Consider the following 22,585-nt stretch of genomic DNA (forward strand, 5'->3'; position numbering starts at 1 on the left):
CCGATCAAGGTCCTGCAAGGACCTGACAGCCCATCGAGACCCTTGACGTTGGTTGTCCGCGACCACATACTCCCAACCACTACCCCCGATGCCGCGAGCTTGAACGGTCCGCAACGGCTCGGAAACGTTTCCACGCCAGCGGGCCGGCACGCGGCGCACGCACCGCAGTACCCACGAGACAGCACCCGCGAATACCCACGTCACCCAAACCGCTCCTCCCGTTCCGGCTCGGCGCGGCCGCGACGGGCGCAGGCGTCCAACGCGAGAGGTCGCATGCCCATGATCGAAAACACGCGAGGTCGCGCCGCTCCCAGCGAGCCCGCCGCACCCGCTCGCCCGCCCCGCAACCGCCGGTTCCGGCTCTTCGCCGCCGCCGCGGCGACGGCTCTGGCCGGGCTGTTCACCGTCGCGGTCAGCCCGGCGAACGCCGCGCTGCCCGGCCCGCCGTCCGGCTGGACGCAGGTCTTCGCCGACGACTTCAACGGCTCGTCCGGCAGCGGCATCGACGGGCAGTGGATGTACGACACCGGCCCGGGCTCGAACTTCGGCACCGGTGAGATCGAGACCATGACCAACTCCACCTCCAACGTGCACCTGGACGGCGGCGGCAACCTCGACATCACCGCGCTCGGCTCCGGAGGCAACTGGACCTCCGGGCGGGTGCAGACCACCAGCGCGAACGTCGGCGCGCCGGCCGGCGGCAAGCTGGAGGTCACCGCGTCGATCCAGCAGCCCACCGGCGGGCTGGGCTACTGGCCGGCGTTCTGGATGCTCGGGCCGGGTCAGTGGCCTGAGAACGGCGAGATCGACATCATGGAGGACGTCAACGCCCTGTCGCAGGTCGCCGGCACCATCCACTGCGGCACCTACCCGGGCGGCCCGTGCAACGAGGGCAACGGCATCGGCAGCGGGCTGCGCTCGTGCAGCGGCTGCCAGTCCGGCTTCCACACCTACACCATGATCCTCGACCGCACGAACACCTCGGCCGAGTCGATCACGTTCTACCTCGACGGCGCCTCGTACTTCACCGTCACCGAGTCCCAGGTCGGCACCACGACCTGGCAGGCGGCCTTCGACCACAACCTGTCGATCATCCTCGACCTGGCGATGGGCGGCGGCTTCCCGAACGGGGTGTGCGGATGCACCACGCCGACCGGTTCGACCGCGTCCGGCGGCACGATGCGGGTCGACTACGTGGCCGCGTACACCACGTCCGGCAGCGGTGGCCCGCCCCCGCCCCGCCGCCCGGGTCCGGTCCGGTGACCCTCGCCTACAACGGCCTGTGCCTCGACGTACGCGGCGCCAACAGCGCGAACTTCACCCCGGTCCAGGTCTACACCTGCAACGGCACCAGCGCGCAGCAGTGGAGCTTCGTGCAGGCGGGAACCACGCTGCACGCCCTGGGTAAGTGCCTGGACATCAACGGAGGCGGCACCGCCGACGGCACGACCGTGGACCTCTACGACTGCAACAACACGGCCGCGCAGGTGTTCATCCCGGAAGCCAACGGGGCTCTGTACAACCCGCAGTCCAACAAGTGTCTTGACGACACGGGCTGGGGCGGCTCCGGCACCCAGGCGGAGATCTGGGACTGCACCGGCAACTCCAACCAGAATTGGACCATTCCCTGATGTTCTCCCGCGTCGCTGATCGCAGCCGCTCCCGCGCGCGGCGGGCACCCGTCCTGACCGTGGTGCTCGCCCTGCTCGCGGGCCTGCTCGGGCCCGGCTTCCAGCGGGCCGCGCTGGCCGGCACGGCGCCGGACGCGAACATCGCGCTCGGCGCCGAGGCCACCGCCTCCTCGGCGCAGGGAGCCGACACCCCGGCTTCCGCCGCCGTCGACGGCGATCCCGCCACGCGGTGGTCTTCCGCGTGGAGCGACCCGCAGTGGCTGCAAGTGGATCTCGGTGCGAACGCGGCGATCAGCGGCTTCTCCACACAGTGGGAAGCCGCGTTCGCCACCGCGTACCACATCGAGGTCTCCAGCGACGCGACGACGTGGTCGCAGGTCTATGCGACCACGTCGGGCGCCGGCGGCACCGAGTCAGTCTCGGTGCCGTCCGGCACCACCGGCCGCTACGTGCGGCTGACCGGAACCGCGCGCACGAGCATCAACGGCGCGCAGTACGGATATTCGATCTATGAATTCCAGGTGCTCGGGCACTTCACGCAGCAGGCCGTGAGCACCGGCGCCGACACGGCCAGCCTTCAGCAGGGCACGTCGATCGACCTGCCGGTCAGGCTGAACATGACCTCCACCGCACCGGTCACCGTCGACTACGCGACCTCGGACGGCAGCGCGGTGTCAGGCACCGATTACATCGCGGCCGCCGGGACGCTGACCTTCGCGCCCGGCCAGAGCGCCGCCGCCATCCACCTGACCGCGCTGCCGAACGCGCTGCACGCGCCGACCAGGACGTTCAGCGTCACGCTGGCGAACGCGGGCCCGCCCGGGACCGCGATCGGCCCCCGCGCGAGCACGACCGTCAGCATCCTGAACAACAACCCGGTGCCGACCGACGGCGCCGTGTCCGCCATCGATGACTTCGAGGGCTCCGTCCCGTTCGGCACCGGCGGCACCGGCATCTTCACCTTCTCCTCCGACGCCGCCTCGACGCCGACGCTCACCCAGGTCGCCGCCGCGGACCGGCCCGGCGCCGCGGCCGGGAACCACGCGTTGCAGGTCTCTTACAACATCGGCGGCTGGGGCGGGTTCTCGCACGACCTGGCCGCCGCGCAGGACTGGAGCGGGTACGACGGCTTCGGTTTCTGGGTCAAGGGCACCGGCTCGGGGCAGAAGGTCGAGTTCGAAGTGAAGATGGGCGGCGCGGACGGCGAGCACGCCGAACTGTGGCAGTCCTTCTTCACCGACGACGTCAACGGCTGGAAGCAGGTGCGGGTCGGCTTCGCAAACCTGAAGAAGCGGGCCGACTACCAGCCCTCCGGCGCGCCGAACGCCGCGCAGATCACGCTGACCAGCATGTGGGGCTACGCGGTCAACCTGCCCGGCGACTCCACCAACACGCTGCTGTTCGACGATTTCCAGGTCTACCAGTCGCTCCACGTCATCCAGGACTTCGAGGGCGCGAACCCGATCACGGACATCAGCGGCGCGCTCGCGAACACCGGCGCGTTCCCCTGGGGCGGCGACGCGAACAGCACCCCGGCGCTGAGCGTCGCGCAACTCGACCGGCCGGGCGTGACCGGCAACCACGCGCTGCGCGGCACCTGGGTCTCCGACACCAGCTACGGCGGCTTCAGCTATGACCTGGCCACGGCCGCGCCGCAGGACTGGAGCCCGTACGCCGGCATCGAGTTCTGGTTCTACGGCCACAACCCGAGCAACGACGCGGTGCCGGGCTCCGGCGCCGAGTACGAGTTCGAAGTGAAGATGGGCGGCGCCGACGGCGAGCACGCCGAACTGTGGCAGAGCTTCTTCACCGACGACTGGCAGGGCTGGCACCTGATCCAGATCCCGTTCTCCTCGCTCAAGCGGCGCACCGACTACCAGCCCTCCGGCGCGCCCGGCGACAGCACCATCGACCTGACCACGATGCGCGGCTTCGCGCTGACCGAGCCGCCGGGCTCGGCGAACGGCGAGTTCGACGTCGACCGGTTCGCGGTCTACGGAATCAATACCGGAACGCTCGGCGCGCATGTGAGCACCGCGCAGGCGGTCTACGCCGTCAATCCGGGCGGCACGGCCACGGTCGGCATCACGCTGACGACCGACGGCGGCAAGGCGCTGGACCACGACGTGACCGTGGCGTACTCGCTCGGCGGTGGCAGCGCCGTCGCAGGGACCGACTATACCGACGCCAGCGGCGCGCTCACCTTCGCGGCCGGTTCGGCCTCGGGCAGCACGCAGTCGTTCACGGTGCAGACGCTGGCGAACACGACCGCCTCGACGGCGAGGACGATCCCGATCCAGTTGACGCCCACAGGCGCGGACGTGACCGCGGACCGTCCCGTCGTGGTGATCAACGCACACGGACTGCCGTATCTGGACTCTTCGTTGCCGGTCGCGACCCGGGTGCGGGACCTGCTCTCCCGGATGACGCTGGAGGAGAAGATCGGCCAGATGACCCAGGCGGAGCGGGGCGATCTGGCACACCAGTCGGACATCACGAGCGCCGCGCTCGGCTCGCTGCTCAGCGGCGGCGGCTCGACCCCGACCCCGAACACCCCGCAGGGCTGGGCCGACATGATCGACGCGTTCCAGGCCCGGGCACAGGCCACCGCGCTGCAGATCCCGCTGATCTACGGCGAGGACTCGGTGCACGGCGACAACAACCTGGTCGGCGCCACGCTCTTCCCGCAGAACATCGGCATGGGCGCGACCCGGGATCCGGCGCTGGTGAAGCAGGACGGGCAGATCACCGCGACGGAGACCCGCGCCACCGGCGTCACCTGGGCGTTCTCCCCGTGCCTGTGCGTGGCGCGCGACGAACGCTGGGGCCGCACATACGAGTCCTTCGGCGAGGACCCTGCGCTGGTGAGCCAGATGGAGACCATCATCGACGGGCTTCAGGGCAGCGCGGACGCCAGCACCCTGAACAAGAACACCAGCGTGCTGGCGACCGCGAAGCACTTCGCCGGCGACGGCGGCACGACCTACGGTTCCTCGACCACGGGCTCTTACAAGATCGACCAGGGTGTCACCACCGTGACACGGTCCCAGCTGCAGGCGCTCTACCTTCAGCCGTTCCAGACGGCCGTGGCACAGCACTCGGTCGGCGCGGTGATGCCCTCGTATTCGAGCCTTCAGATCGTCGGTGCGGACGCCGCGCCGATCAAGATGCACGCCCGCGCGGACATGATCACCGGTGTGCTCAAGCAGCAGTACGGCTTCTCCGGCTTCGTGATCAGCGACTGGCAGGGTATCAACCAGATCGGGCCGGACTACGAGAGCGACATCGAGACGGCCGTGAACGCCGGCATCGACATGGTGATGGTGCCGGACCAGTACACGAACTTCGAGAGCGATCTCAAGGACCTGGTGGGCAAGGGCCTGGTGTCCGGCGCGCGCATCGACGACGCGGTCGGCAGGATCCTGACGCAGAAGTTCAGGCTCGGCCTGTTCGAGCGGCCGTTCGCGGACCGGGCCAACGCCGCCACGATCGGCGCCGCGGCGCACCGGGCCGTCGCGCGGCGGGCCGCGGCCGAGTCGCAGGTGCTGCTGAAGAACGCGGTCGACGCGAGCGGGTCCGCCGTGCTCCCGCTGTCCCCGACCGCGAACGTCTACGTGGCCGGCGGCAACGCCGACGACCTCGGCGACCAGCTCGGCGGCTGGAGCGTGACCTGGCAGGGCGCCTCGGGCCAGACCGACACGGGCACCACGATCTACCAGGGCATGCGGGCCGACGCGCCGAACGCGCACTTCACCTACTCGAAGGACGCCTCGGCGCCGATGACGGGCTCTGACGTCGGTGTGGTCGTGGTCGGCGAGACCCCGTACGCCGAGGGCGTCGGCGACGTCGGCAACGGCCACACGCTCGATCTCACGGCGGCGGACCGGGCGGCCGTGGACAAGGTGTGCGCGGCGATGAAATGCGTCGTGCTGGTCGTCTCCGGCCGGCCGATGAACATCGCCCCGATCCAGGCCGAGGCCGGCGCGATCGTGGCCTCGTGGCTGCCGGGTTCGCAGGGCGAGGGCGTGGCGGACACGCTGTTCGGCAAGGCCCCGTTCACCGGCCGCCTTCCCGACACCTGGGCCAAGCACGTGGACGCCACGACCACGCCGGTGGACGTCGGCATTCCGAGCACCACCGGCGCCTACGACCCGCTGTATCCGTATGGTTGGGGTCTGCGGACGGACTCGGAGAAGGCCCGCATCGCCGCGGTGCGGGACGCGCTGGCCGGGCAACCGGGCATCGTCGCGCAGTTCGGGGCGCTCATGCTCAGCGCGCTGCTGGCCGGCAAGGGCAACTGGAACGCGGACGGCTCGGTACGCAACCAGACCCTCGCGCTGGTGTTGATCGGATTGGCCGCCCCGGCGGTCTCGGGCACCACGAGCGCCGCGGAACAGAACGCGAACCTGCTGGTGTCGGTCGTGCGCGACTTCGCCCAGCAGGCGATCGCGGCGGGCGGCGCGGCGGCGATGACCAAGAGCGCCGCGGCGACCGCGGACGCGGAGCACCGTCTGATGAGCGGCGACCCCGCGGCGGCCATCGCCGGGCTCGCGAAAGCGTGGTTCGCGGTGCGCGCCGGATAGCGGGCGGGTCGGGCAGTACCGGAGACGGTGTGCGGGCGGTGTCCTCGGGCACCGCCCGTACTATTTGATCTGTGACCTTCCGCCTCACCGCCCGCTGCGTGCGCGGCCTGGAATGGCTGCTCGCGGCGCAGGTGGCCGAACTCGCGGCGGCGGTCGGATCGAGCGTGCACGTACAGGCTCTCGCCGAGCGGCAGGTGACTTTCACGGCGGCGGAAGCGGACGCGCGGTGGCTCTCCCTGAGCACGGCCGACGACGTGCTGCTCGACCTGGGGACGCTGTACGGGATCGATCACACGCGCGCCGCCGTGCCCGAGCTGGCGCGGCAACTGGCGCGCGTCGACTTCGGTCCGGGGCTGCGCACGGTCCGGCGGGTGCAGCAGCGACCGCAGGTGCCGCCCGGGGCGCGCTTCGATGTGGTGGCCGCGTTGCTGGGCCGGCGCAACTACAACCGGTTCGCGGTCGAAGACGCCGCCGGGGAAGTCATCGCGCGGGCCGTCGGCGCGCGGTATGTGTCGCGCAATCCGGCGGCCGGGCGCGGGGAGCGTGCCGAGACGGCGGAGAGCGAGTTCACCGTGCGGCTCGCCCTGAGCGGCGAGACGGTCGAGGTCGCGTTGCGGGTGCCGCGCAGGCCGCTGCATCGGCGGCCGTGGAAGCTGGACACCGGTCCCGGGACGCTGCATCCGCCGCTGGCCGCCGCGCTCGCGCTGATCGGCGGGGGCGCGGCGAGCCCGCCCGCCGCCATCCTCGACCCGTTCTGCGGGGACGGAACGGTCGCGATCGAGGCGGCGCTCGCGTATCCCGGCGCGGCGGTCACGGCCGCGGACCTCGACGCGCGGCGCGTGGCTAACGCGCGCGCCAACGCCGAGCGCGCCGGAGTCGCGGCGCGGACGCGTCTGATCCGGGCGGACGCCGGGCGGCCGGTGTGGCGGGAGCGCGGTTTCGAGCTGCTGGTCACCAATCCGCCGTGGAACCGGGCCGTGGGAGCGGCCGGGGCGCTCGCGGACGGCCTCGACGCGTTCTGGCGGACCACGCCGGACGCGCTGGCGGCGTGCGGCCGGATCTGCACGGTGGCGGACGCGGATCTCGACGTGCCGGCCCGGCTTCGGCGCCGCGGTTATTCGGTGGCGCTCGCGCAGAGCATCCGCCTGGCCGGCCGGGTGTCGCACCTCATCCTGGCGGCGCCGCCGCACGCCGCAGAGGTCGCGCTGCCCGCAGCGCTCGGGCAGTGGCGCGAGCGCGCCGCGAAAGCCGCGATCGTGACGGAAAGCGGTTTCTGAACGGAGCATCAGGTCTCTGTTCCAGACGCCCCTGGCGCGCGCCCTGCCTGCGCGCACGGTTGCTGATCGTGCCGGGCGGTACCGGCGGTACCGGGCGGCGCGCGCGCAGTGGACACTGTAGGCGTGGGAATCTCCGAGGTTGAGTTCCTCGGCTCGGACGACGACGCCGAGCCAGACGAGCCGGGTGCGACCGGGACCGTGCCGGACCGCCGCGACGCGGGCACGGCGCCGGCCGGGACGACGGATACCCCAACGGCGCACGCCGAAGCCGCCGGCAGCCCGCGGACGCGAGTGGAGACGCTCGGCTCCGAGCCGCCGCGCCGCCGGTTGCGCTTCCTGGACCCGGTGTCGCAGCAACGCATCGCGGCAAGCCGGTGGGTCACGCCGGTCACCGCGCTGCTCGCGGCGCTGATCCTCGCGGTCGGGGGCGGTGTATTCGCGGTGATGCGGCATCAGAGCCAGAGCACCGACGAGTTCTCCATCACGATGGTCTCCGCGCAGTACACGCTGCGTCAGGACGCCTCGGGCATCGATCTGATGATGGCGGTGCAGAACACCGGCGCGACGATGGTCGAGCTGACCGGCGTCTCGATCTACCAGCCGGGCCTGATCCGGTTCGCGCAGAGCGGGCAGGCGCCGGGCACGGCCGAGTACGAGGCCGGTGCGCCGGGCGTCTCACCGCTGGGTGTCGGCACCGGGATCACGCCGGTGGCGCTCGCGCCCAAGGACGTCGAGGTGGTCGCGGTCCCGTTCCGGTACGACTGTTCCCGCTCCGGTGAGCCGCCGGTGACCCGCACGGTCAGCCTCGGGGGATTCAGCTCGCGCGGCGCCTTCCACGCGCTCAAGGTGGCGCTGCCGTTGACCGACGCGACGCCGTGGCAGGGCAGCGACGTGCTGCGCACCGCGCTGTGCGACAGGCCCTCGCCTCAGGCCGATCTCAAGATCACCTACAACGGTATCGGCGACGTTCTGGCGGAGCTGACCCCGGTTCGTTTCAACTACAGCGTCACGCTCACCGCGCCGGCGGACACTTCCGTCACCGTCAGCAGCCTCTCGCAGGACAACCCGGGTATCAGCGCCTCGACCGACCCGGGGCTGCCGGTCACCGTGCTCGACGGCCAGAGCGTGCGGCTGACGATCTCCTGGCGGGTGATGAGCTGCGTCATCGCCACGTCGGTGCACTCCGTGAACGGGGTGCAGATCACCGCCACCGCGAATCAGAGCGTGCAGACCTGGGACGCGAGACTCGGCCCGCAGTTCACCAAGGACCTCGACGCCGAGATCAGCACGGTCTGCTCGGGTGGATAGCGCTCGGGCCGTTGGCCGCCGGCGGATCCGTGCGACCCCCCGGGGTGAACCGCCGCGGTCCGCCCGACGTGCCGCCGTGCGCATGCCTCGGCCGAACGCGGGCATGTTCGAACCCGCCCACGCACCACAGGACGGAGAGTCACGATCGTGACCAGGACGATGTACGACGGTGTAGATGCGAGTCTGCTGCCGACGAGCGCGGAACTCGTCGGCGGCTATGTGGACGGCCTGTACCGGTGGTCCGCCGCGAACTGGACCCGGTTCCCGGACGCGGTCAAGGTGCGCATCGCGGTGTTTCCGACCACGAACGACGGCCATGTGCTCGACGTGGAACCGGGCAACGCCACCCCGGCCGAATCGGTGGACTGGGTTCTGATGCGCCGGCACGCCGGGGTCGACCCGACCGTCTACATGAGCTACTCCACCTGGCCGCAGCTGCGCTCCGCGTTCCAGGCGCGGGGTGTGGCCGAGCCGCACTACTGGGTGGCGCTGTACGACGGGGTGGCCACGATCCCGGCCGGCGCCGTCGCCAAGCAGTACTACAACAACAATCAACTGGGCTACGACCTGTCAGTGGTCGCCGACCACTGGCCTGGCGTCGACCCGTCGCCGATCGCGGTTCCCACCGCCAGGGTCCGGAGGAACGACATGCACGTCGATCTGAAGCTGAACACGCCGGTGGTCTTCACCAACCCGGCAGCCGCGCTCGGCGGGCAGGCGATCATGCTGCTGGCCAGCGACTTCGGCACGGCGAACGTGCGGGTGGCGACCTACAGCTTCAAGACCGAAGGCTGGTCGGTCAGCGAGCACGAGATCACCTCGACCGGCGCCGCACTGAGCCTGCCGCTGCCGGCCGACACGAACAAGGTCTCGGTCGTCGTGACGGCGGGCGACTTCCCGGTCGGCCTCGACGTGCTCGCCTGAGCCGCGGTCGCGGGCGGCCGGCCGGCAACCGGCGGATCCGGCCGACCCGACCCGACCCGGACCGGGCGCCGCGCCTCAGTCCGGCGAGCGGGTCATGCCGAGCACGTCGAGCAGTTCGTCCAACTGCCGCTCGCTGATCGCGCCGGACTCCACGTGTCCACGGTCGGTCACCGCCTGCCGGATCGTCGTGCCCTGAACCAGGGACTGCTTGGCGATCTTCGCCGCCTCCTCGTAGCCGACGACCCGGTTCAGCGGCGTGACGATCGCCGGCGAGGACTGGGCGTACTCGCGCAGCCGGTCCACGTTCGCTTCGAGCCCTGATACGCAGCGGTCGGCCAGCAGCCGGGCCGCGGCCGCCGGCAGCCTGATCGACTCCAGCAGGTTGCGCGCGAGCACCGGCAGCGTGACGTTGAGCTCGAATTCGCCCGAGGCGCAGCCGAAGGCGACCGCCGCGTCGTTGCCGACGACCTGAATGCACACCATGCGCACCGCCTCGGGAATCACCGGGTTGACCTTCCCCGGCATGATCGAGGAACCGGGCTGCAGGTCAGGCAGCGCGAGCTCGCCGAGCCCGGCGCGCGGCCCGGAACCCATCCAGCGCAGGTCGCCGCAGATCTTGAACAGGGCCAGCGCGAGGGCGCGCAACTGCCCGGAGGTCTCGGCCAGCGCGTCGCGGGCGCCCTGGGCCTCGAAGTGGTTGCGCGCCGCGGTGAACGGCAGGCCGGTGTCCTCGGCCAGTCGCGCGACGACGGCCGCGGCGAAGCCGGGCGGGGCGTTCAGGCCCGTGCCGACCGCGGTGCCGCCGAGCGGCAGTTCGGCCAGCCGGGGCAGCGCGGACTCCAGCCGCTGCACGGCCCGGCGCACCTGCGCGGCGTAGCCGCCGAACTCCTGGCCGAGGGTGACCGGCGTGGCGTCCATCAGGTGCGTGCGCCCGGCCTTGACCACCTCGGCCCACAGCCCCGCCTTGGTCGCCAGCGCCTGCTCCAGCAGGTCCAGGGCCGGCAGCAGGTCGCGCACCAGCAGTTCGGTCGCGGCGACGTGGATCGACGCCGGGAAGACGTCGTTAGAACTCTGCGACGCGTTCACCTGGTCGTTCGGGTGCACCGGCCGGCCCAGCCGCTCGGCCGCGAGGGTTGCGATCACCTCGTTGGCGTTCATGTTCGACGAGGTCCCGGAGCCGGTCTGGAAGACGTCGACCGGGAACTGCGCGTCCCAGCGGCCCTCGGCCACCTCGGTGGCGGCCGCGCGGATCGCCGCGGCCAGATCGGGTTCGAGCACCCCGAGCGCCGCGTTCGCACCGGCCGCCGCCGCCTTGATCCGGCCGAGCGCGGCGATGTGCGCGCGTTCGAGGCGCAGCCCGGAGATCGGAAAGTTCTCCACCGCGCGCTGGGTCTGGGCCCGCCACTTGGCGTGCGCGGGGACCAGGACCTCCCCCATCGAGTCGTGTTCCACCCGCGTGCCCTCGTGCGGCGTGGCGCTGTCCATGGCGCTCACCTCCTCCTACCATCCTCGCTTATGACCGCTTCCGATACCCCCGCATCGGCCCGCGTACCTCAGCCGGCACCCAAGGACTGGTCCGCGTTCCAGTACGAGATCTACCTCAACGGCGTGGCGGGCACGGTTCCGCGGCTGCCGACGGACCTTTCCCGGCTGGAGCAGGTCGCCGAGCAGCGCCTCGGCCCGGGACCGGTGGGTTATGTGGCCGGGGCGGCAGGCGACGGCAAGAGCGCGCGGGCGAACCGCGCGGCGCTGGATCGGTGGCGGATCGTGCCGCGGATGCTGCGGGACGTGCAGCGGCGCGACCTCTCGGTGGAACTGCTCGGCACGCGGCTGCCGGCTCCGGTGGCGCTCGCGCCGGTGGGCGTCCTGTCGATCATGCACCCCGACGCGGAGCCCGCGGCGGCCCGCGCCGCCGCCGCGCAGGACCTGCCGTTCACCCTGTCCACCGCGTCGAGCACGACGCTGGAGCAGGTGGCCGAGGCGATGGACGCGGTGCGCCCGGGATCCGAGCGCTGGTTCCAGCTGTACTGGCCCAGGGACCGCGAGGTGACGATCAGCCTGCTGACACGGGCGGCGCGGGCGGGCTACCGGGTGCTGGTGGTGACGCTGGACACCTGGCTGCTGGCGTGGCGGCCGCGCGACCTGGACCAGGCGTATCTTCCGTTCCTGCGCGGCGTCGGCACGGCGAACTACTTCAGCGACCCGGCGTTCCTGGCGGGGCTGGCCAAGCCGGTGCACGAGGACCTGAACGCCGCGGTGCTGCACTTCGCCCAGATGTTCGCGGACCCGTCGAAGACCTGGGCCGACCTGGAGTTCCTGCGCGAGCACTGGGACGGCCCGATCGTGCTTAAGGGTGTGCTGCATCCCGATGACGCGCGTCGCGCGGCGGACGCTGGGATGGACGGCGTCGTGGTGTCCAACCACGGCGGGCGGCAGGTGAACGGAGCGATCGGCGCGGCGGACGCGCTGCCGGGTGTCGTGCGGGCCGTCGGCGAGCGCATGACCGTGCTCTTCGACAGCGGGGTGCGCGGCGGTGACGACGTGTTCAAGGCCCTGGCGCTCGGCGCGCGAGCCGTGCTGCTCGGCCGCCCGTACGCGTACGGGCTCGGGCTCGATGGACAGGCGGGGGTCGAGCACGTGCTGCGGTGCCTGCTGGCCGAGTTCGAACTCACTCTCGCCCTGTCCGGGTATACCGAACCCGGCCAGCTGACACCTGGGGCGCTCACCCGCGAACCCTGATCCCAAGTAGGGGCCTGCGATGCTCAGTGCGTAGCCGAGGACCCGGTGCGATTCTGCTTGCGGCCGCCCTTCTTCGCCGCCGTGGCGTTCTGCCGCTTGCCGCGCGCGGCTCCGGCGCCGTCGTGCGGTACGGACCCGTTCCCGTTGCCATTGCCGTTGTTCGCAACACCATTATTTGCGGCACCGTTGTTCGCGGCACCGTTGTTCGGCTTGGTGAAGCCCGCGGCGTAGCCCTTGCCCGAACCGTTCATCGCGCGGTCCCCGGCCACGACCGGCAGCGGACCGAAGATCCGGGTGCCCGGCAGCTGCTGGTCGTCGCCGGTGTAGAAATCGCGGACCGCCTTGTGCACCTGGTGCAGGTCCAGCAGGCCGTCGCCGTTGCGGTCGCAGGCCTCGAAGGCGTGCTCGGCGTCGTCGGCGCACACGCCGTAGGCGTTGAACCAGGTGGTCAACTGCTCGATGCCGAGCTCACCGCGCGCGTCGGTGTCGGAGAGGTCGAAGACCGCCGTCACGATCGGCGCGATGAGCCGCTCGTAGCCCTCCTCGGCCCCGACGATCAGCCGCTCGCACGCCGAGAGGAACTGATCCCGCGAGATCCGCTCGCCGTGCTGGCGGCCCGCGACGCCGCACAGCGCCGCCCAGAGCCGCTGATACATCGCGTGCACCTGTTCGTACTGCGGCGAGCCGGGGCCGAACCCGATGGCCTGGCACACGTTCACCGCGGCCATGTCGTAGTCCTCCGCCGTGATGTGGCCGTCGCCGTCCGCGTCGAGCAGTTCGAAGCGGCGGTCGAGCTTGGCCCGCTGGAAGTCGCTGAGCATCACGAACTCCTTGCCTGGTTGGCTGAGTGCGGAGCAGGCGCACGGCCCGGTCCGCACCTGTCGCCCTCCAGTCATCCGGGCGCCCGGGCGGGCCGCATCCCCGCGCGGCCACACAGGTGACCGCGAAGTCAGCCGCGTGGCGGACCGGTCACCCACCCGGCGCTGCCGGATTGCCAGGGGCGTCGCTCGGCGGGCCTGAGCCGGGCCTGAGCCGGGCCTCAGCCGAGCCGAGGCTGCGCGCGGTCCAGAATCGTCTTGGTGTCCGTACCGCCCGGCAGCGTGCCGAAGGTGTGCCCGCCCTCGCCGGCCAGCCGGGTCGCGCAGTAGGCGTCGGCGACCGCGTGCGGTGCGTGGCGGATCAGCAGCGCGGCCTGGAAGACGGTGGCGAGGCGTTCGACCAGGCGGCGCGCGTGGAACTCGGCCTCTTCCGGCGCCGCCAGGTCGGCGCGCAACGCGGACAGCGCCGCGTCGAACCGGGAATCGCCGCCGGACGCCGCGCCGACCTCGCCGAGAAACGCCTCGGCGCTGTGTGGTTCGCGGGTCAGCGCCCGCAGCACGTCGAGGGCGTTGACGTTCCCCGAGCCCTCCCAGATCGAGTTGACCGGGGCCTCGCGCAGCAGCCTCGGCATGACTGACTCCTCGACATAACCGTTGCCGCCGAGGCATTCGAGGGCCTCTGCGGCCACACCGATGGCGCGCTTGGTGACCCAGTACTTGCCGACGGCGACGCCGAGCCGGCGCAGCGCCCGCTCGGCCGGGTCGTCGCTGTCGAAGGCCGCCGCGAGCCGGATGCCGAGCGCGGTGGCGGCCTGGGACTCGACCGCGAGGTCGCAGAGCACGTTGCGCATCAGGGGTTTGTCGAGCAGTGCGGAGCCGAAGGCGTGCCGGTGTGCGGCGTGATGGGTGGCTTCGGTGACCGCGCGGCGCATGATGGCGGCGGAGCCGAGCACGCAGTCCAGCCGGGTCAGCGAGACCATCTCGATGATGGTGGGAACCCCGCGGCCCTCCGCGCCGAGCCGGCGCGCCCATGCCCCGGCGAACTCGATCTCGGCGGAGGCGTTGGAGCGGTTGCCCAGCTTGTCCTTGAGCCGTTGCAGCAGGATCCGGTTGCGGGCGCCGTCCGCCAGGACCCGCGGCACCAGGAAACAGGTCAGGCCGCCGGGTGCCTGCGCGAGCACGAGGAAGAGGTCGCTCATCGGCGCCGAGCAGAACCACTTGTGCCCGGTGAGCAGGTATTCGCCTTCCGCGTCGAGCGGCGCGGCGGCCGTGGTGTTCGCGCGCACGTCCGAGCCGCCCTGTTTCTCGGTCATCGCCATGCCGCACAGCAGTCCGGCCTTGCCGGCCGGCGCGCGCAGCCCGTAGTCGTAGATCAGCGACTTGAGTCCGGGTTCCCAGGCCGCGGCCACCTGGGGGTCGGCGCGCAACGCGGCGACGCTCGCGTAGGTCATGGACACCGGGCAGCCGTGCCCCGATTCCGCGGTGCTCCACACCATGAACCCGGCCGCGCGCGTCGTGTGCGCCGCCGGGCCGCCCGACCAGGCCGCGCCGGCCAGACCGTGCGAGACCGCGACCTCCATGAGGTGGTGCCAGGCCGGATGGAATTCGACCTCGTCGATACGGTTGCCGTAACGGTCATGTGTGCGCAGTACCGGCGTATAAACGTTCGCCTGCTGTGCCCATTCCAGCGTCCGATGCGAGCCGGCGAGCCTGCCGAGGGCGGACAGCCCGTCGAGCGGGGCGCGGCCCGCGTGCCGTACCACGGCTTCGACCAGCGCGTCGTCGATGCTGAATACGTCGTAGTCCTGGAGCGGGGGCGCCTGGTTCGGGGCGATGCGGGCGTCATTGACCGTCATGGCGCCAGTCTGTCACGACGTGGCCGCACATTCGATCGACGGCGTTGTCGCGGGCGTACATAGGCCGATAATCCGATCCCGACGATTCGGTTCCGCGCTGTCGGAGCGAGGGTCTATGGTCTATCTGGATTGCTCGGGCGAGCAGGGGATCCGCAGCCGAACCGGGGAGGCAGCACGGTGGGAAGTTTTTTCCAGGTCGATCTCGAGGTGTTACAGCGCATGACCAAGACGCTGTCCGACGCGGGCGACCAGATGGACAGCGCGCTCAAGGCGATGAGTTCCGCGCAGGCCGGGCAGATCGGCACGGACGCGCTGGACAAGGCGGCCGACGAGTTCCAGAGCACCTGGCATTACGGCCTCGGCAAGCTCAAGGACGCGATCAAGGAGACCTCCGAGGGCGTGAAGAAGGCGCACGACGCATATAAGCAGTGCGACGACGCCATTGAGCAGGCCATGTCGAAGATCAACGGCGAGGCCATGGGGACGATCGAGTCGATGGTGCAGGCGGCGACGGTGCACGGGGGTGCCAAGTGAGCATGGTTCAGGATGAGACGGCGACCTACCCGAACCTCGGTTTCAACCCGGTGCCGGGCGTACCGGCCGACGTCGAGTCGATGAGCGCGGGCCTGGCGCAGGCGGTGGCCTCGATGCAGGAGTCCGGTTCGCTGCTGGACCAGATGCGCGACGCGGACAGCGGGGTGTGGCAAGGCGACGCGGGCGACGCGTTCCGCGAGCACTTCAACAGCAAACTGGTCACCGACCTGCAGCACGCGCACACCTCGCTGAGCAACGCGGTGGGCGTGCTCAAGAGCTGGGGCGGCGACCTGCTGGGCTTCAAGGACACCGCGGCCAAACTCGACCAGGAGGCGGCCGAGGCCAAGGCGGCCGCGCAGAAGGCCGAGGCCGCGGTCAAGCAGGCCGAGGCGAACCCGGACCTTCAGTTGGTCGGGCAGTACTTCGACTCCCCGCAGGCCCTCCAGGCCGCGCAGACGCGAATAGACCAGGCCGAGTCGGCACTGCGGGAAGCGGGTTCGGCGGCGCAGAACGCGGGCGAGCAACTGGACTCGATCATGAAGCGCGCCCACGAACTCGCCGCGCAACACGAGGCCGCCGCACGCAAGCACGCGCAGGAACTGGAGCACGCCACCAAGGGCCTGGCCCCGCACAAGCCGGGCTTCTTCAGCAGCATGTGGAACGACTTCACCAAGGGCCTGAGCGCGATCGGCAACTGGGTCGAGCAGCACATCAACGTCATCCACTCGGTGCTTTCCACGATTTCCGCGGTCGCCGGGCTGGTCGCGCTGTGCACCCCGCCGCCGATCGACGCGATCGCCGGCGCGGTGGCCCTCGGCGCCGGAGTCGGCGCACTGGCCTGCGACCTGGCCAACCCCAAGGTGCGCGACGCGGTCGGCGGGCTGCTCACCGGCCACTTCACCATGGCGAACCTGAAGAACGCCTCGACGATGGGCCTGGACGCGCTCAGCCTGATCCCGGGCGGCAAGCTGGCGAAGGCGGCATTCAAGCCGAGCGACGCCGTCATCCACGGAGCGGAATCCATACCGACTCTGGCCTCGAAGATACCCGGGCTGGCGCGGTTCGGCGCGGACACGGACACAGCATTCGCCAACGTGCTCAAAGACGGCGGCAGTGTCTATCGCGAGGGCGTGAGCATCGCCCATTCAGTCAGCAGGCCGGTCGAGATCGGCGTGGGCGCGGCGAACAAGATATTCAAGTTCGCCGACACGACCACCGTCGAAGGGGCCAAGTCGCTCGCCCAGCTCTCGCGGAACCTTGAGCTCGGCTGGCGGGCCAAGTCCGTGGCCAGCAGCCTGTACAAAGACGTCAAGCAGGCGGTCGCATGAACGCCGTCGCCGACAGCCACGACTTCTCAGCCGCGGACCCAGACGAAGCCGACATCCCGCATGGCCCGCAATTCCGGGCCGTGATGGTGCGCATGATCCTCGGAGGGCCCACCCCGTGACCGGCACGCTCCCGCCGTGGTCGCCGCTCAACGACCCGCGACTATCCGCGCAGGTCGACAAAGACCTGCACAACAAGCGAAGCGCGATCCGGAACAGAGCCGAACTTTATGCTTATCTCCTGCAGCGCTACGCCTGGCAGGAATACCCGGTCAAGTGCGGCCGCTGGCGCATCACCGACGACCCCATGGCGCTCACCGGCGGCGCTATCTACTCGGGGCCGTGGACGAAAAAGGCGTGGACACCGGACGTCACCCGGATGCTGTTGCTCGACCCTGCGACTCGGCAACCCATCGCGGCGCACGTCGTGCCGTGGAATTTCGCTCTCGACGTACGTAAGGGCTGGCCGGTCGACACAAAGACCACGAGCATCTGGTTCGCCGGTGATCCGAGAGTCTGCGGCATGTTCACCCCGGTCGGCGATGGACACCGGGTCGCGCTGGGGTGCCGGTCCGGCCGTGAGGGAATCGAAGTCTGGGAGGGCCCCGAGCACTTCGAGCGGCTTGCCGCCCGCATCGCGGCTGAGCCCTACGTCGACGCAACCCCGCCGGGTTATGGTCCGTGGATCGCCGACACCCCGAAGCCGCCGCCGCGTCCCAAGCGTTTCGCCAAGTACACCTGAGCTCGGCGCCGACGCGCCGCCATCGGCGCCCGGATCAGCGAGTTGAGTCCCGGCTCCCACGCCACGGCCGCCAGCGGATCTGTGCGCAACGCGGCGATGTTCGCGTAGGCCATGAGACCAGGCCCAGGCAAGCGTGGGCGAACAGGGGCTCAGGCCGATAATCCGATGCTTCCGATTCGGCTTCGTGCCATCGGAGCGAGGGTCTATGGTCTACGTGGACTGCCACACAATCAGGGTCCGCAGTCGAATCGGGGAGGCAGCACAATGCGAAGTTTTTTCCAGGTCGATCTCGACGTGATCAACGGCGAGGCCATGGGGACGATCGAGTCGATGGTGCAGGCGGCGACCGGGCACGGGGGTGCCAAGTGAACGTGGTGCTGGACGAGACGGCGACCTACCCGAACCTCGGTTTCAACCCGGTGCCGGGAGTCAAGCAGGCGGTCGCGTGAACGCCGTCGCCGACATCCTCGACTTCTCAGGCGCGGACCCAGACGAAGCCGACCGACTGCGGTTGTGGGTCGAACTGCCACCAGGGTACTTCCCGCTGCCGCTGGACGACATCGACAACGCGTTGGCGACCGCCGAAGCAAACCTGCGCGAACTGGCGCCCGCGGAGCAGCAGCCGCTGCTCGCGGCGGTCGTGGGCACGTTCATGGTGCTGCTTGAGCAGTTGCAGGCGCGCAATGCCGCGTATTGCGGCCTCGGCTGGCACACGACCGAGGAAGGCGCGATCGTCCCGTCCAGCCTCGTGGTCTCCATCCAGCCGTTCCCGAAGAAGCGCAATCCGTGCCTGGTCATCAAGGATCTGATCGAGAAGCGCGCGGAGGCGGGCGAGCACGGCCAGGTGGACGTGGTCGACCTGACGCGCGGTCCGGCGGCGTTCGTCGAGAGCGTGCTGACCCTGCCTCGTCCGCATCTGCCCGGAACGCCGCCCAACGAGCAGCCGGACGCCGAGGTCTATCAACTCCAGGCCCTGATTCCGAGCGAGGACGGCACCATACTCGCCGCGATCGACTTCTCCACCCCCGACCTCCCGCATGGCCCGCAATTCCGGGCCATGATGGTGCTCATGGCCGACTCCGTCTCCTTCACGCCGCCGCCGGGAAGAGAGGAGGCCGGGGAGACGGCCAGATCGATCAACCAGATCCTCGGAGGGCTCACCCCGTGACCGCCACCCTCCCGCCGTAGTCGCCGCTCAACGATCCGCGGCCTTCCGATGTGTTGTTGCTCGATCCAGCGAGCAGGCAGCCCATCGCCGCGCACATCATCGACAAGTGGTGGGTCGAGGATCCGAGCAAGTCGTCGGTACTGCCGATCAGCGACGGCATGACGAGCTTCTGGCTTGCCGGAGATCCACGGGTCGGCGGTATGACCACTCCCACCGGCGCGGTAGCGGCGTTATGCTGGCTGCGGTAGCGGCTGCGGGCACGCTTGGAGCGGCCGGGCGGTGAACGCGCGACCATCGGCGCTACTCGGGCGGTAGCCTGCGCAGCCGCTTGACCTGCGAGCGGCGGGTCTTGTCCTCCAGCCGGCGGGCGACCGCGCCCTTCGACGGCTTGGTCGCGCGCCGCTGCCGCGGCGGCGGCGCGATCGCCTCCGCCAGCAGCGCGGCGAGGCGTTCCCTGGCCGCCTGCCGGTTGCGCAGCTGCGAGCGGAACTGCGCGGCGTCGATCGTCAGCCGGCCCTGCGCGAGCCGCGGCGCGAGCCTGGCCAGCGCGCGGGCTTTCAGCTCGGGCGGCAGCGCCGCCGAGGCGGCCAGGTCGAAGCTCAGCTGCGCCCGGCTGTCGGCGGTGTTGACCCCCTGTCCGCCGGGGCCGGAGGCGCGGGAGAAACGCCATTCCAGCTCGTGCGCCGGAATCACCAGCGCGCGCGTGACGCGCAGGGGACCGGAGGCCGCTTCTTCGTCCGACGGCATGACGACTCCCCCACGGCCACGGTGTTGCGGCGGCGCGCGGCGTATACGGCGCGCTTCGGTCGATCTTCAGCCTACAGGCGGCGCTGTCGACGCGGGGCGGCGCTCACGGCGGCGTGCGGCCTGCGGCGCGCAGCCGGTAAGCCGGTAAGCCGGTAGCCGGTAGCGAGCGAATCAGGAGCCGGAGCCGCGCCGACCAGCTGGTTTCGTCACCCGGTCGGCGCGGGAGAGCCGAGAATCGGTAGGTTCAGGACGCGAGCTGGTCGCCCGACATCGGCGCGGCGGCTTCGGGGTTGTCGTTCGGGTTGGCGTTGGTGACAGTGGCCACATCCGGGCAACCCATGGTCTGAGCCGTGTCGCGCGCCTGCTGCGCCTGCGAGAGCTGGTCCTGCGCCCCGGCCACGTCCGGCGGGGTGGCCGCCAGATCCTTCTGAGCCTGGGTCACCGCGGCGTTGAACTCGTCCGTGAGCGCCGCACAGCTCACCGAAACCATCTGCCCCTGCTGGTCGGTCATCGCGGCGCGCGCGGCCGCCGTGCCGCACACCGCGGTCGTCCCGGCGACGGCGAGCGCCGCGATCCAGCGAACTTGTCGCTTCTGCATTGTCGTCCTCTTTCAGATGCTGCCCCCCTCGGTCGCCGGGGCACCTACCCCGGCGCGTCGGCGGATCAGACTCCGGCGGCCGATGATCAGCCGCTTGCAGCCATGGCCGGTCACCTGAAGGGACGGAAGCCCGGCGCGCGCGGGCGAACCTGGCCGCGCCGCGATCGGTCGGACGAGGCCGCACTATCGGTACGTTCCGCGCCCCATACGCCGGGGAGTTCGTCACGGCTGCGCTTCCAGGCTCTTCGCCCCTTCCATGGCCTTCGCCCCGATTCCGAAGGGCTCGGCTCTCCCCTGTCCCACCCGAGCGCGGGCTGAGTAACGACGCCGCAGGCTTCGCTTCACGCTACGGACCGCACCGTCGCTTCCCCAAAAGGCCCTTTGACGCTGGGCTTCGCCCCCGCCCGTTTCCAGACGAAACCGCCAGCCTGCCACCGGGCCTCCTGGCACCTACCCGGACCGGACTTGCACCGGCAAGCGACGACGAGCTTACGAACCCTCAGACGATCCGCTACGTCACGGACCTACCTCCAGTTCTGCTGGGCGCACGAAAATGGCTCAGGGGATGGTTCTGGTGACCAGTTGGCTCGACGTTGAGGTGCAGACCGTGCGGGCAGCCGCGCCGTGGCGCACTTTTCGTTCTGTCGGGGGCAACGTCACTATTCCTGCAGCCGCATTCGGGGACGGCGGACTCGTTGATTCAGTCGGGACCAACCGCGAGGCTGCTGATCAGGTCCACTCGCGGCGCTCCGTCACCAGGGTGGCCGCGGCTTCGCGCATCGCGCGAACGAGCGAAGCGACCACGGTCGGGTCGAGATCGCGGGCGTGCGCGAGCGACACCCTCCGGATCTCGGCCGGCACCCCGTCGATCCGGGTGATGGTCACGCCGGGCGGAACAGCCGGCAGAAAGTCCGCCGGCACCGTCGTGATTCCCGCGCCTTGGGCGACAAGCCCGAGCTTCGTGGCCCAGTCGCGAGTCCAGTGCTGCACCGTGGGCCGACCAGGCAGTCCCGGCCAGACACCGAGCTGAGGCTCGTCCTCGCTCGACCGGCTCGCGATCCACGACTCGCCCTCAAGCGACTCCAGGGTCACCGGCTCCGGCCCGGCGTGCCGACTGGCCGACGGCACCGCGAGCGCGAGCGCGGTGTCGATGACCGTGTGCTGTTGCAGCGGCGGATGCTCCTGGTCGGGCGAGCGGAACGGTGGCCGGCCGGTGATCAGCGCGACGTCCAGCGTCCCGGCGCGCACCCCGCGGACAAGCGCGGGCGTGGTGCCCTCGCGAGTGGAGATCTCAAGGTCGGGTTCCATCTGTCGCAGTGCGGCGATCGATCGTGGGAGCAGTGCGGTCCCGGCCACGGAGACGGCGCCCACCCGAACTCGTCGCACGTGCCGGGGCTTGTCGGCGAGCATCCGCTCGGCCCGGTCGAGCGCGTCGAGAGCGATGACGATCTGGCGCAGGACGAGACCACCGGCGCGGGTGAGTTGCACTCCCCGTGGCGCGCGCTCGAACAGCGCCACGCCGAGGTCGCGCTCCGCGGCTGCGATCTGACGGGACACCGCGGACTGCGTGTAGCCCAGCACGGCGGCGGCGGCCGTGAAGCTGCGGCGCTCGGCCACGGTGCGGATGGTCTGTAGCGTGGACAACGGCAAATCCATGCTTGAGCAGCATACCGGCAATGCGAACCTTGCGCTGGTGACATGTCATGAGCGGACCTAGCCTGAGTTCATGACAGGCAACGCGCCGACGGGCGACGAGCACCCCGCAGGCGGCCGCCTCCGGCTGCTGCACCGGGCCGAACTCGATGCCGAACAGGTGAAGCTCAGCGACCGGTTGACGGCCACCCGCGTCGCTCGCGGACGGCGAGCCGGCTACCGCGCTGCTCTCGACGACGGTCGGCTCGTCGGGCCGTTCAACGCGCTGCTGCGGACACCGGCAATCGCCGAACGTCAACTCGATTGGGCCGAGGCGATCTCGGCGGCTGACCTGAACCCGGCAGCGCGTGAGGTCGCGATCCTCACCGTGGCCGCGCAGTGGCGGGCGCAATACGTTCTCTACGCGCACAGCGCCGCCGCGCGTGGCGCTGGCCTGAGTGAAGTCGCGGTCGCTGATCTCGTCGCCGCACGCACACCAGCAGGCCTTAGCCGGACTGCCCGGCTGGCCCACGACGTGGCGCTGGCACTCGTCCGGGATCACGACGTGCCCGACGATTTGTACAGCGACTTGCTGTCGGAGTACGGCGAGAGGCGGGTCGTCGTCCTGATCGCCCTGATCGGCCAGTACCTCGCCACGTGCGCCGTGATCACGTGCTTCCGCGTCCCGATGCCCGGCGCCTGA

20 protein-coding genes are annotated in these 22,585 nt (G+C 70.7%); 14 read left to right on the forward strand and 6 right to left on the reverse strand.

Translation table 11 applies throughout. From position 1 onward, the window contains the following. Positions 1 to 279 precede the first annotated feature (279 nt). The 6 genes from KGA66_RS29840 (at position 280) to KGA66_RS07635 (ending at position 9,723) form a co-directional block, all read left to right on the forward strand. The gene (locus KGA66_RS29840) at positions 280 to 1,263 is read left to right on the forward strand and encodes a glycoside hydrolase family 16 protein (RefSeq protein ID WP_246507183.1); all 984 of its coding nucleotides are present in this window, start codon (positions 280 to 282) and stop codon (positions 1,261 to 1,263) included. Next, entirely contained in the window at positions 1,260 to 1,631 is a 372-nt protein-coding gene (locus tag KGA66_RS07615; protein ID WP_312886806.1) for a ricin-type beta-trefoil lectin domain protein, read from the forward strand. Before KGA66_RS29840 ends, KGA66_RS07615 begins: the two co-directional genes overlap by 4 nt. Further along, a complete protein-coding gene (locus KGA66_RS07620) occupies positions 1,631 to 6,214 on the forward strand; it encodes a carbohydrate binding domain-containing protein (protein ID WP_211466083.1) in 4,584 nt (1,527 codons plus the stop codon). The genes KGA66_RS07615 and KGA66_RS07620 overlap by 1 nt, the downstream gene beginning before the upstream one ends. Before the next feature lie 71 nt (positions 6,215 to 6,285). Then, a complete protein-coding gene (locus tag KGA66_RS31465; RefSeq protein WP_211466085.1) occupies positions 6,286 to 7,491 on the forward strand; it encodes a methyltransferase in 1,206 nt (401 codons plus the stop codon). Between the two features lie 123 nt (positions 7,492 to 7,614). Next, positions 7,615 to 8,799, forward strand: a complete 1,185-nt coding sequence (locus KGA66_RS07630) for a hypothetical protein (protein WP_211466087.1) — start codon at positions 7,615 to 7,617, stop codon at positions 8,797 to 8,799. A gap of 147 nt (positions 8,800 to 8,946) precedes the next feature. Next, positions 8,947 to 9,723: a hypothetical protein gene (locus tag KGA66_RS07635; RefSeq protein WP_211466089.1), complete on the forward strand. Its 777-nt coding sequence runs from the start codon at positions 8,947 to 8,949 to the stop codon at positions 9,721 to 9,723. Between the two features lie 75 nt (positions 9,724 to 9,798). Here the strand turns inward: KGA66_RS07635 and KGA66_RS07640 are convergent, their stop codons facing one another. Continuing rightward, positions 9,799 to 11,208: a class II fumarate hydratase gene (locus KGA66_RS07640; RefSeq protein WP_211466091.1), complete on the reverse strand. Its 1,410-nt coding sequence runs from the start codon at positions 11,206 to 11,208 to the stop codon at positions 9,799 to 9,801. Positions 11,209 to 11,238: 30 nt separating this feature from the next. On the opposite strand from KGA66_RS07640, the gene KGA66_RS07645 reads away from it, so the two are divergent. Next, positions 11,239 to 12,462 carry a lactate 2-monooxygenase gene (locus tag KGA66_RS07645; RefSeq protein WP_211466093.1) on the forward strand — a complete coding sequence of 408 codons (1,224 nt, stop codon included), beginning with the start codon at positions 11,239 to 11,241 and terminating at the stop codon, positions 12,460 to 12,462. 23 nt (positions 12,463 to 12,485) lie between these two features. Here KGA66_RS07645 and KGA66_RS07650 read toward each other — a convergent pair whose 3' ends face one another. Both KGA66_RS07650 and KGA66_RS07655 read right to left on the reverse strand, forming a co-directional pair. Next, the gene (locus KGA66_RS07650) at positions 12,486 to 13,283 is read right to left on the reverse strand and encodes an EF-hand domain-containing protein (protein ID WP_211466095.1); all 798 of its coding nucleotides are present in this window, start codon (positions 13,281 to 13,283) and stop codon (positions 12,486 to 12,488) included. Between the two features lie 218 nt (positions 13,284 to 13,501). Further along, positions 13,502 to 15,136: an acyl-CoA dehydrogenase family protein gene (locus KGA66_RS07655; RefSeq protein WP_211466097.1), complete on the reverse strand. Its 1,635-nt coding sequence runs from the start codon at positions 15,134 to 15,136 to the stop codon at positions 13,502 to 13,504. A gap of 177 nt (positions 15,137 to 15,313) precedes the next feature. Here KGA66_RS07655 and KGA66_RS07660 point away from each other — a divergent pair, with 177 nt between their 5' ends. From KGA66_RS07660 to KGA66_RS07680, 6 genes are all read left to right on the forward strand, one after another. Beyond that, the gene (locus KGA66_RS07660) at positions 15,314 to 15,670 is read left to right on the forward strand and encodes a DUF6317 family protein (RefSeq protein ID WP_498066732.1); all 357 of its coding nucleotides are present in this window, start codon (positions 15,314 to 15,316) and stop codon (positions 15,668 to 15,670) included. Positions 15,671 to 15,672: 2 nt separating this feature from the next. Beyond that, positions 15,673 to 16,998: a WXG100 family type VII secretion target gene (locus KGA66_RS07665; protein ID WP_211466101.1), complete on the forward strand. Its 1,326-nt coding sequence runs from the start codon at positions 15,673 to 15,675 to the stop codon at positions 16,996 to 16,998. Then, on the forward strand, positions 16,995 to 17,117 hold the full coding sequence (locus KGA66_RS30855) for a hypothetical protein (protein ID WP_281416472.1): 123 nt from the start codon (positions 16,995 to 16,997) through the stop codon (positions 17,115 to 17,117). Before KGA66_RS07665 ends, KGA66_RS30855 begins: the two co-directional genes overlap by 4 nt. After that, entirely contained in the window at positions 17,114 to 17,737 is a 624-nt protein-coding gene (locus KGA66_RS07670; protein WP_211466103.1) for a hypothetical protein, read from the forward strand. The genes KGA66_RS30855 and KGA66_RS07670 overlap by 4 nt, the downstream gene beginning before the upstream one ends. Positions 17,738 to 18,182: 445 nt before the next feature. Continuing rightward, a complete protein-coding gene (locus KGA66_RS07675) occupies positions 18,183 to 18,905 on the forward strand; it encodes a hypothetical protein (protein WP_211466105.1) in 723 nt (240 codons plus the stop codon). A 56-nt stretch (positions 18,906 to 18,961) separates the two neighbouring features. Continuing rightward, positions 18,962 to 19,153, forward strand: coding sequence for a hypothetical protein (locus KGA66_RS07680; RefSeq protein ID WP_211466107.1), 192 nt, complete (start codon positions 18,962 to 18,964; stop codon positions 19,151 to 19,153). A 52-nt stretch (positions 19,154 to 19,205) separates the two neighbouring features. Here KGA66_RS07680 and arfB read toward each other — a convergent pair whose 3' ends face one another. The 3 genes from arfB to KGA66_RS07695 all read right to left on the reverse strand — a co-directional run bounded on the left by arfB (position 19,206) and on the right by KGA66_RS07695 (position 21,906). Next, a complete protein-coding gene (gene arfB / locus KGA66_RS07685) occupies positions 19,206 to 19,652 on the reverse strand; it encodes an alternative ribosome rescue aminoacyl-tRNA hydrolase ArfB (RefSeq protein ID WP_211466109.1) in 447 nt (148 codons plus the stop codon). A gap of 244 nt (positions 19,653 to 19,896) precedes the next feature. After that, positions 19,897 to 20,250 (reverse strand): hypothetical protein, encoded by a 354-nt coding sequence (locus tag KGA66_RS07690; RefSeq protein WP_211466111.1) that lies wholly within the window; start codon positions 20,248 to 20,250, stop codon positions 19,897 to 19,899. 729 nt (positions 20,251 to 20,979) lie between these two features. After that, on the reverse strand, positions 20,980 to 21,906 hold the full coding sequence (locus KGA66_RS07695; RefSeq protein ID WP_211466113.1) for a LysR family transcriptional regulator: 927 nt from the start codon (positions 21,904 to 21,906) through the stop codon (positions 20,980 to 20,982). A gap of 70 nt (positions 21,907 to 21,976) precedes the next feature. Between KGA66_RS07695 and KGA66_RS07700 the strand changes: the two genes are divergently transcribed. After that, positions 21,977 to 22,585, forward strand: coding sequence for a carboxymuconolactone decarboxylase family protein (locus KGA66_RS07700; protein WP_211466115.1), 609 nt, complete (start codon positions 21,977 to 21,979; stop codon positions 22,583 to 22,585).

The sequence above is a fragment of the Actinocrinis puniceicyclus genome, assembly GCF_018283645.1.
GTDB lineage: Bacteria > Actinomycetota > Actinomycetes > Streptomycetales > Catenulisporaceae > Actinocrinis > Actinocrinis puniceicyclus.

Bases quoted from the DNA above. Each gene is read 5' to 3' on its own strand.
- KGA66_RS07665 (WP_211466101.1), top strand. From the start codon at position 15,673: ATGGTTCAGGATGAGACGGCGACCTACCCGAACCTCGGTTTCAACCCG.
- KGA66_RS07695 (WP_211466113.1), bottom strand. From the start codon at position 21,906: ATGGATTTGCCGTTGTCCACGCTACAGACCATCCGCACCGTGGCCGAG.
- KGA66_RS30855 (WP_281416472.1), top strand. From the start codon at position 16,995: ATGAACGCCGTCGCCGACAGCCACGACTTCTCAGCCGCGGACCCAGAC.
- KGA66_RS07620 (WP_211466083.1), top strand. From the start codon at position 1,631: ATGTTCTCCCGCGTCGCTGATCGCAGCCGCTCCCGCGCGCGGCGGGCA.
- KGA66_RS07640 (WP_211466091.1), bottom strand. From the start codon at position 11,208: ATGGACAGCGCCACGCCGCACGAGGGCACGCGGGTGGAACACGACTCG.
- KGA66_RS07655 (WP_211466097.1), bottom strand. From the start codon at position 15,136: ATGACGGTCAATGACGCCCGCATCGCCCCGAACCAGGCGCCCCCGCTC.
- KGA66_RS07645 (WP_211466093.1), top strand. From the start codon at position 11,239: ATGACCGCTTCCGATACCCCCGCATCGGCCCGCGTACCTCAGCCGGCA.
- arfB (WP_211466109.1), bottom strand. From the start codon at position 19,652: ATGCCGTCGGACGAAGAAGCGGCCTCCGGTCCCCTGCGCGTCACGCGC.
- KGA66_RS07700 (WP_211466115.1), top strand. From the start codon at position 21,977: ATGACAGGCAACGCGCCGACGGGCGACGAGCACCCCGCAGGCGGCCGC.
- KGA66_RS07690 (WP_211466111.1), bottom strand. From the start codon at position 20,250: ATGCAGAAGCGACAAGTTCGCTGGATCGCGGCGCTCGCCGTCGCCGGG.
- KGA66_RS29840 (WP_246507183.1), top strand. From the start codon at position 280: ATGATCGAAAACACGCGAGGTCGCGCCGCTCCCAGCGAGCCCGCCGCA.
- KGA66_RS07650 (WP_211466095.1), bottom strand. From the start codon at position 13,283: ATGCTCAGCGACTTCCAGCGGGCCAAGCTCGACCGCCGCTTCGAACTG.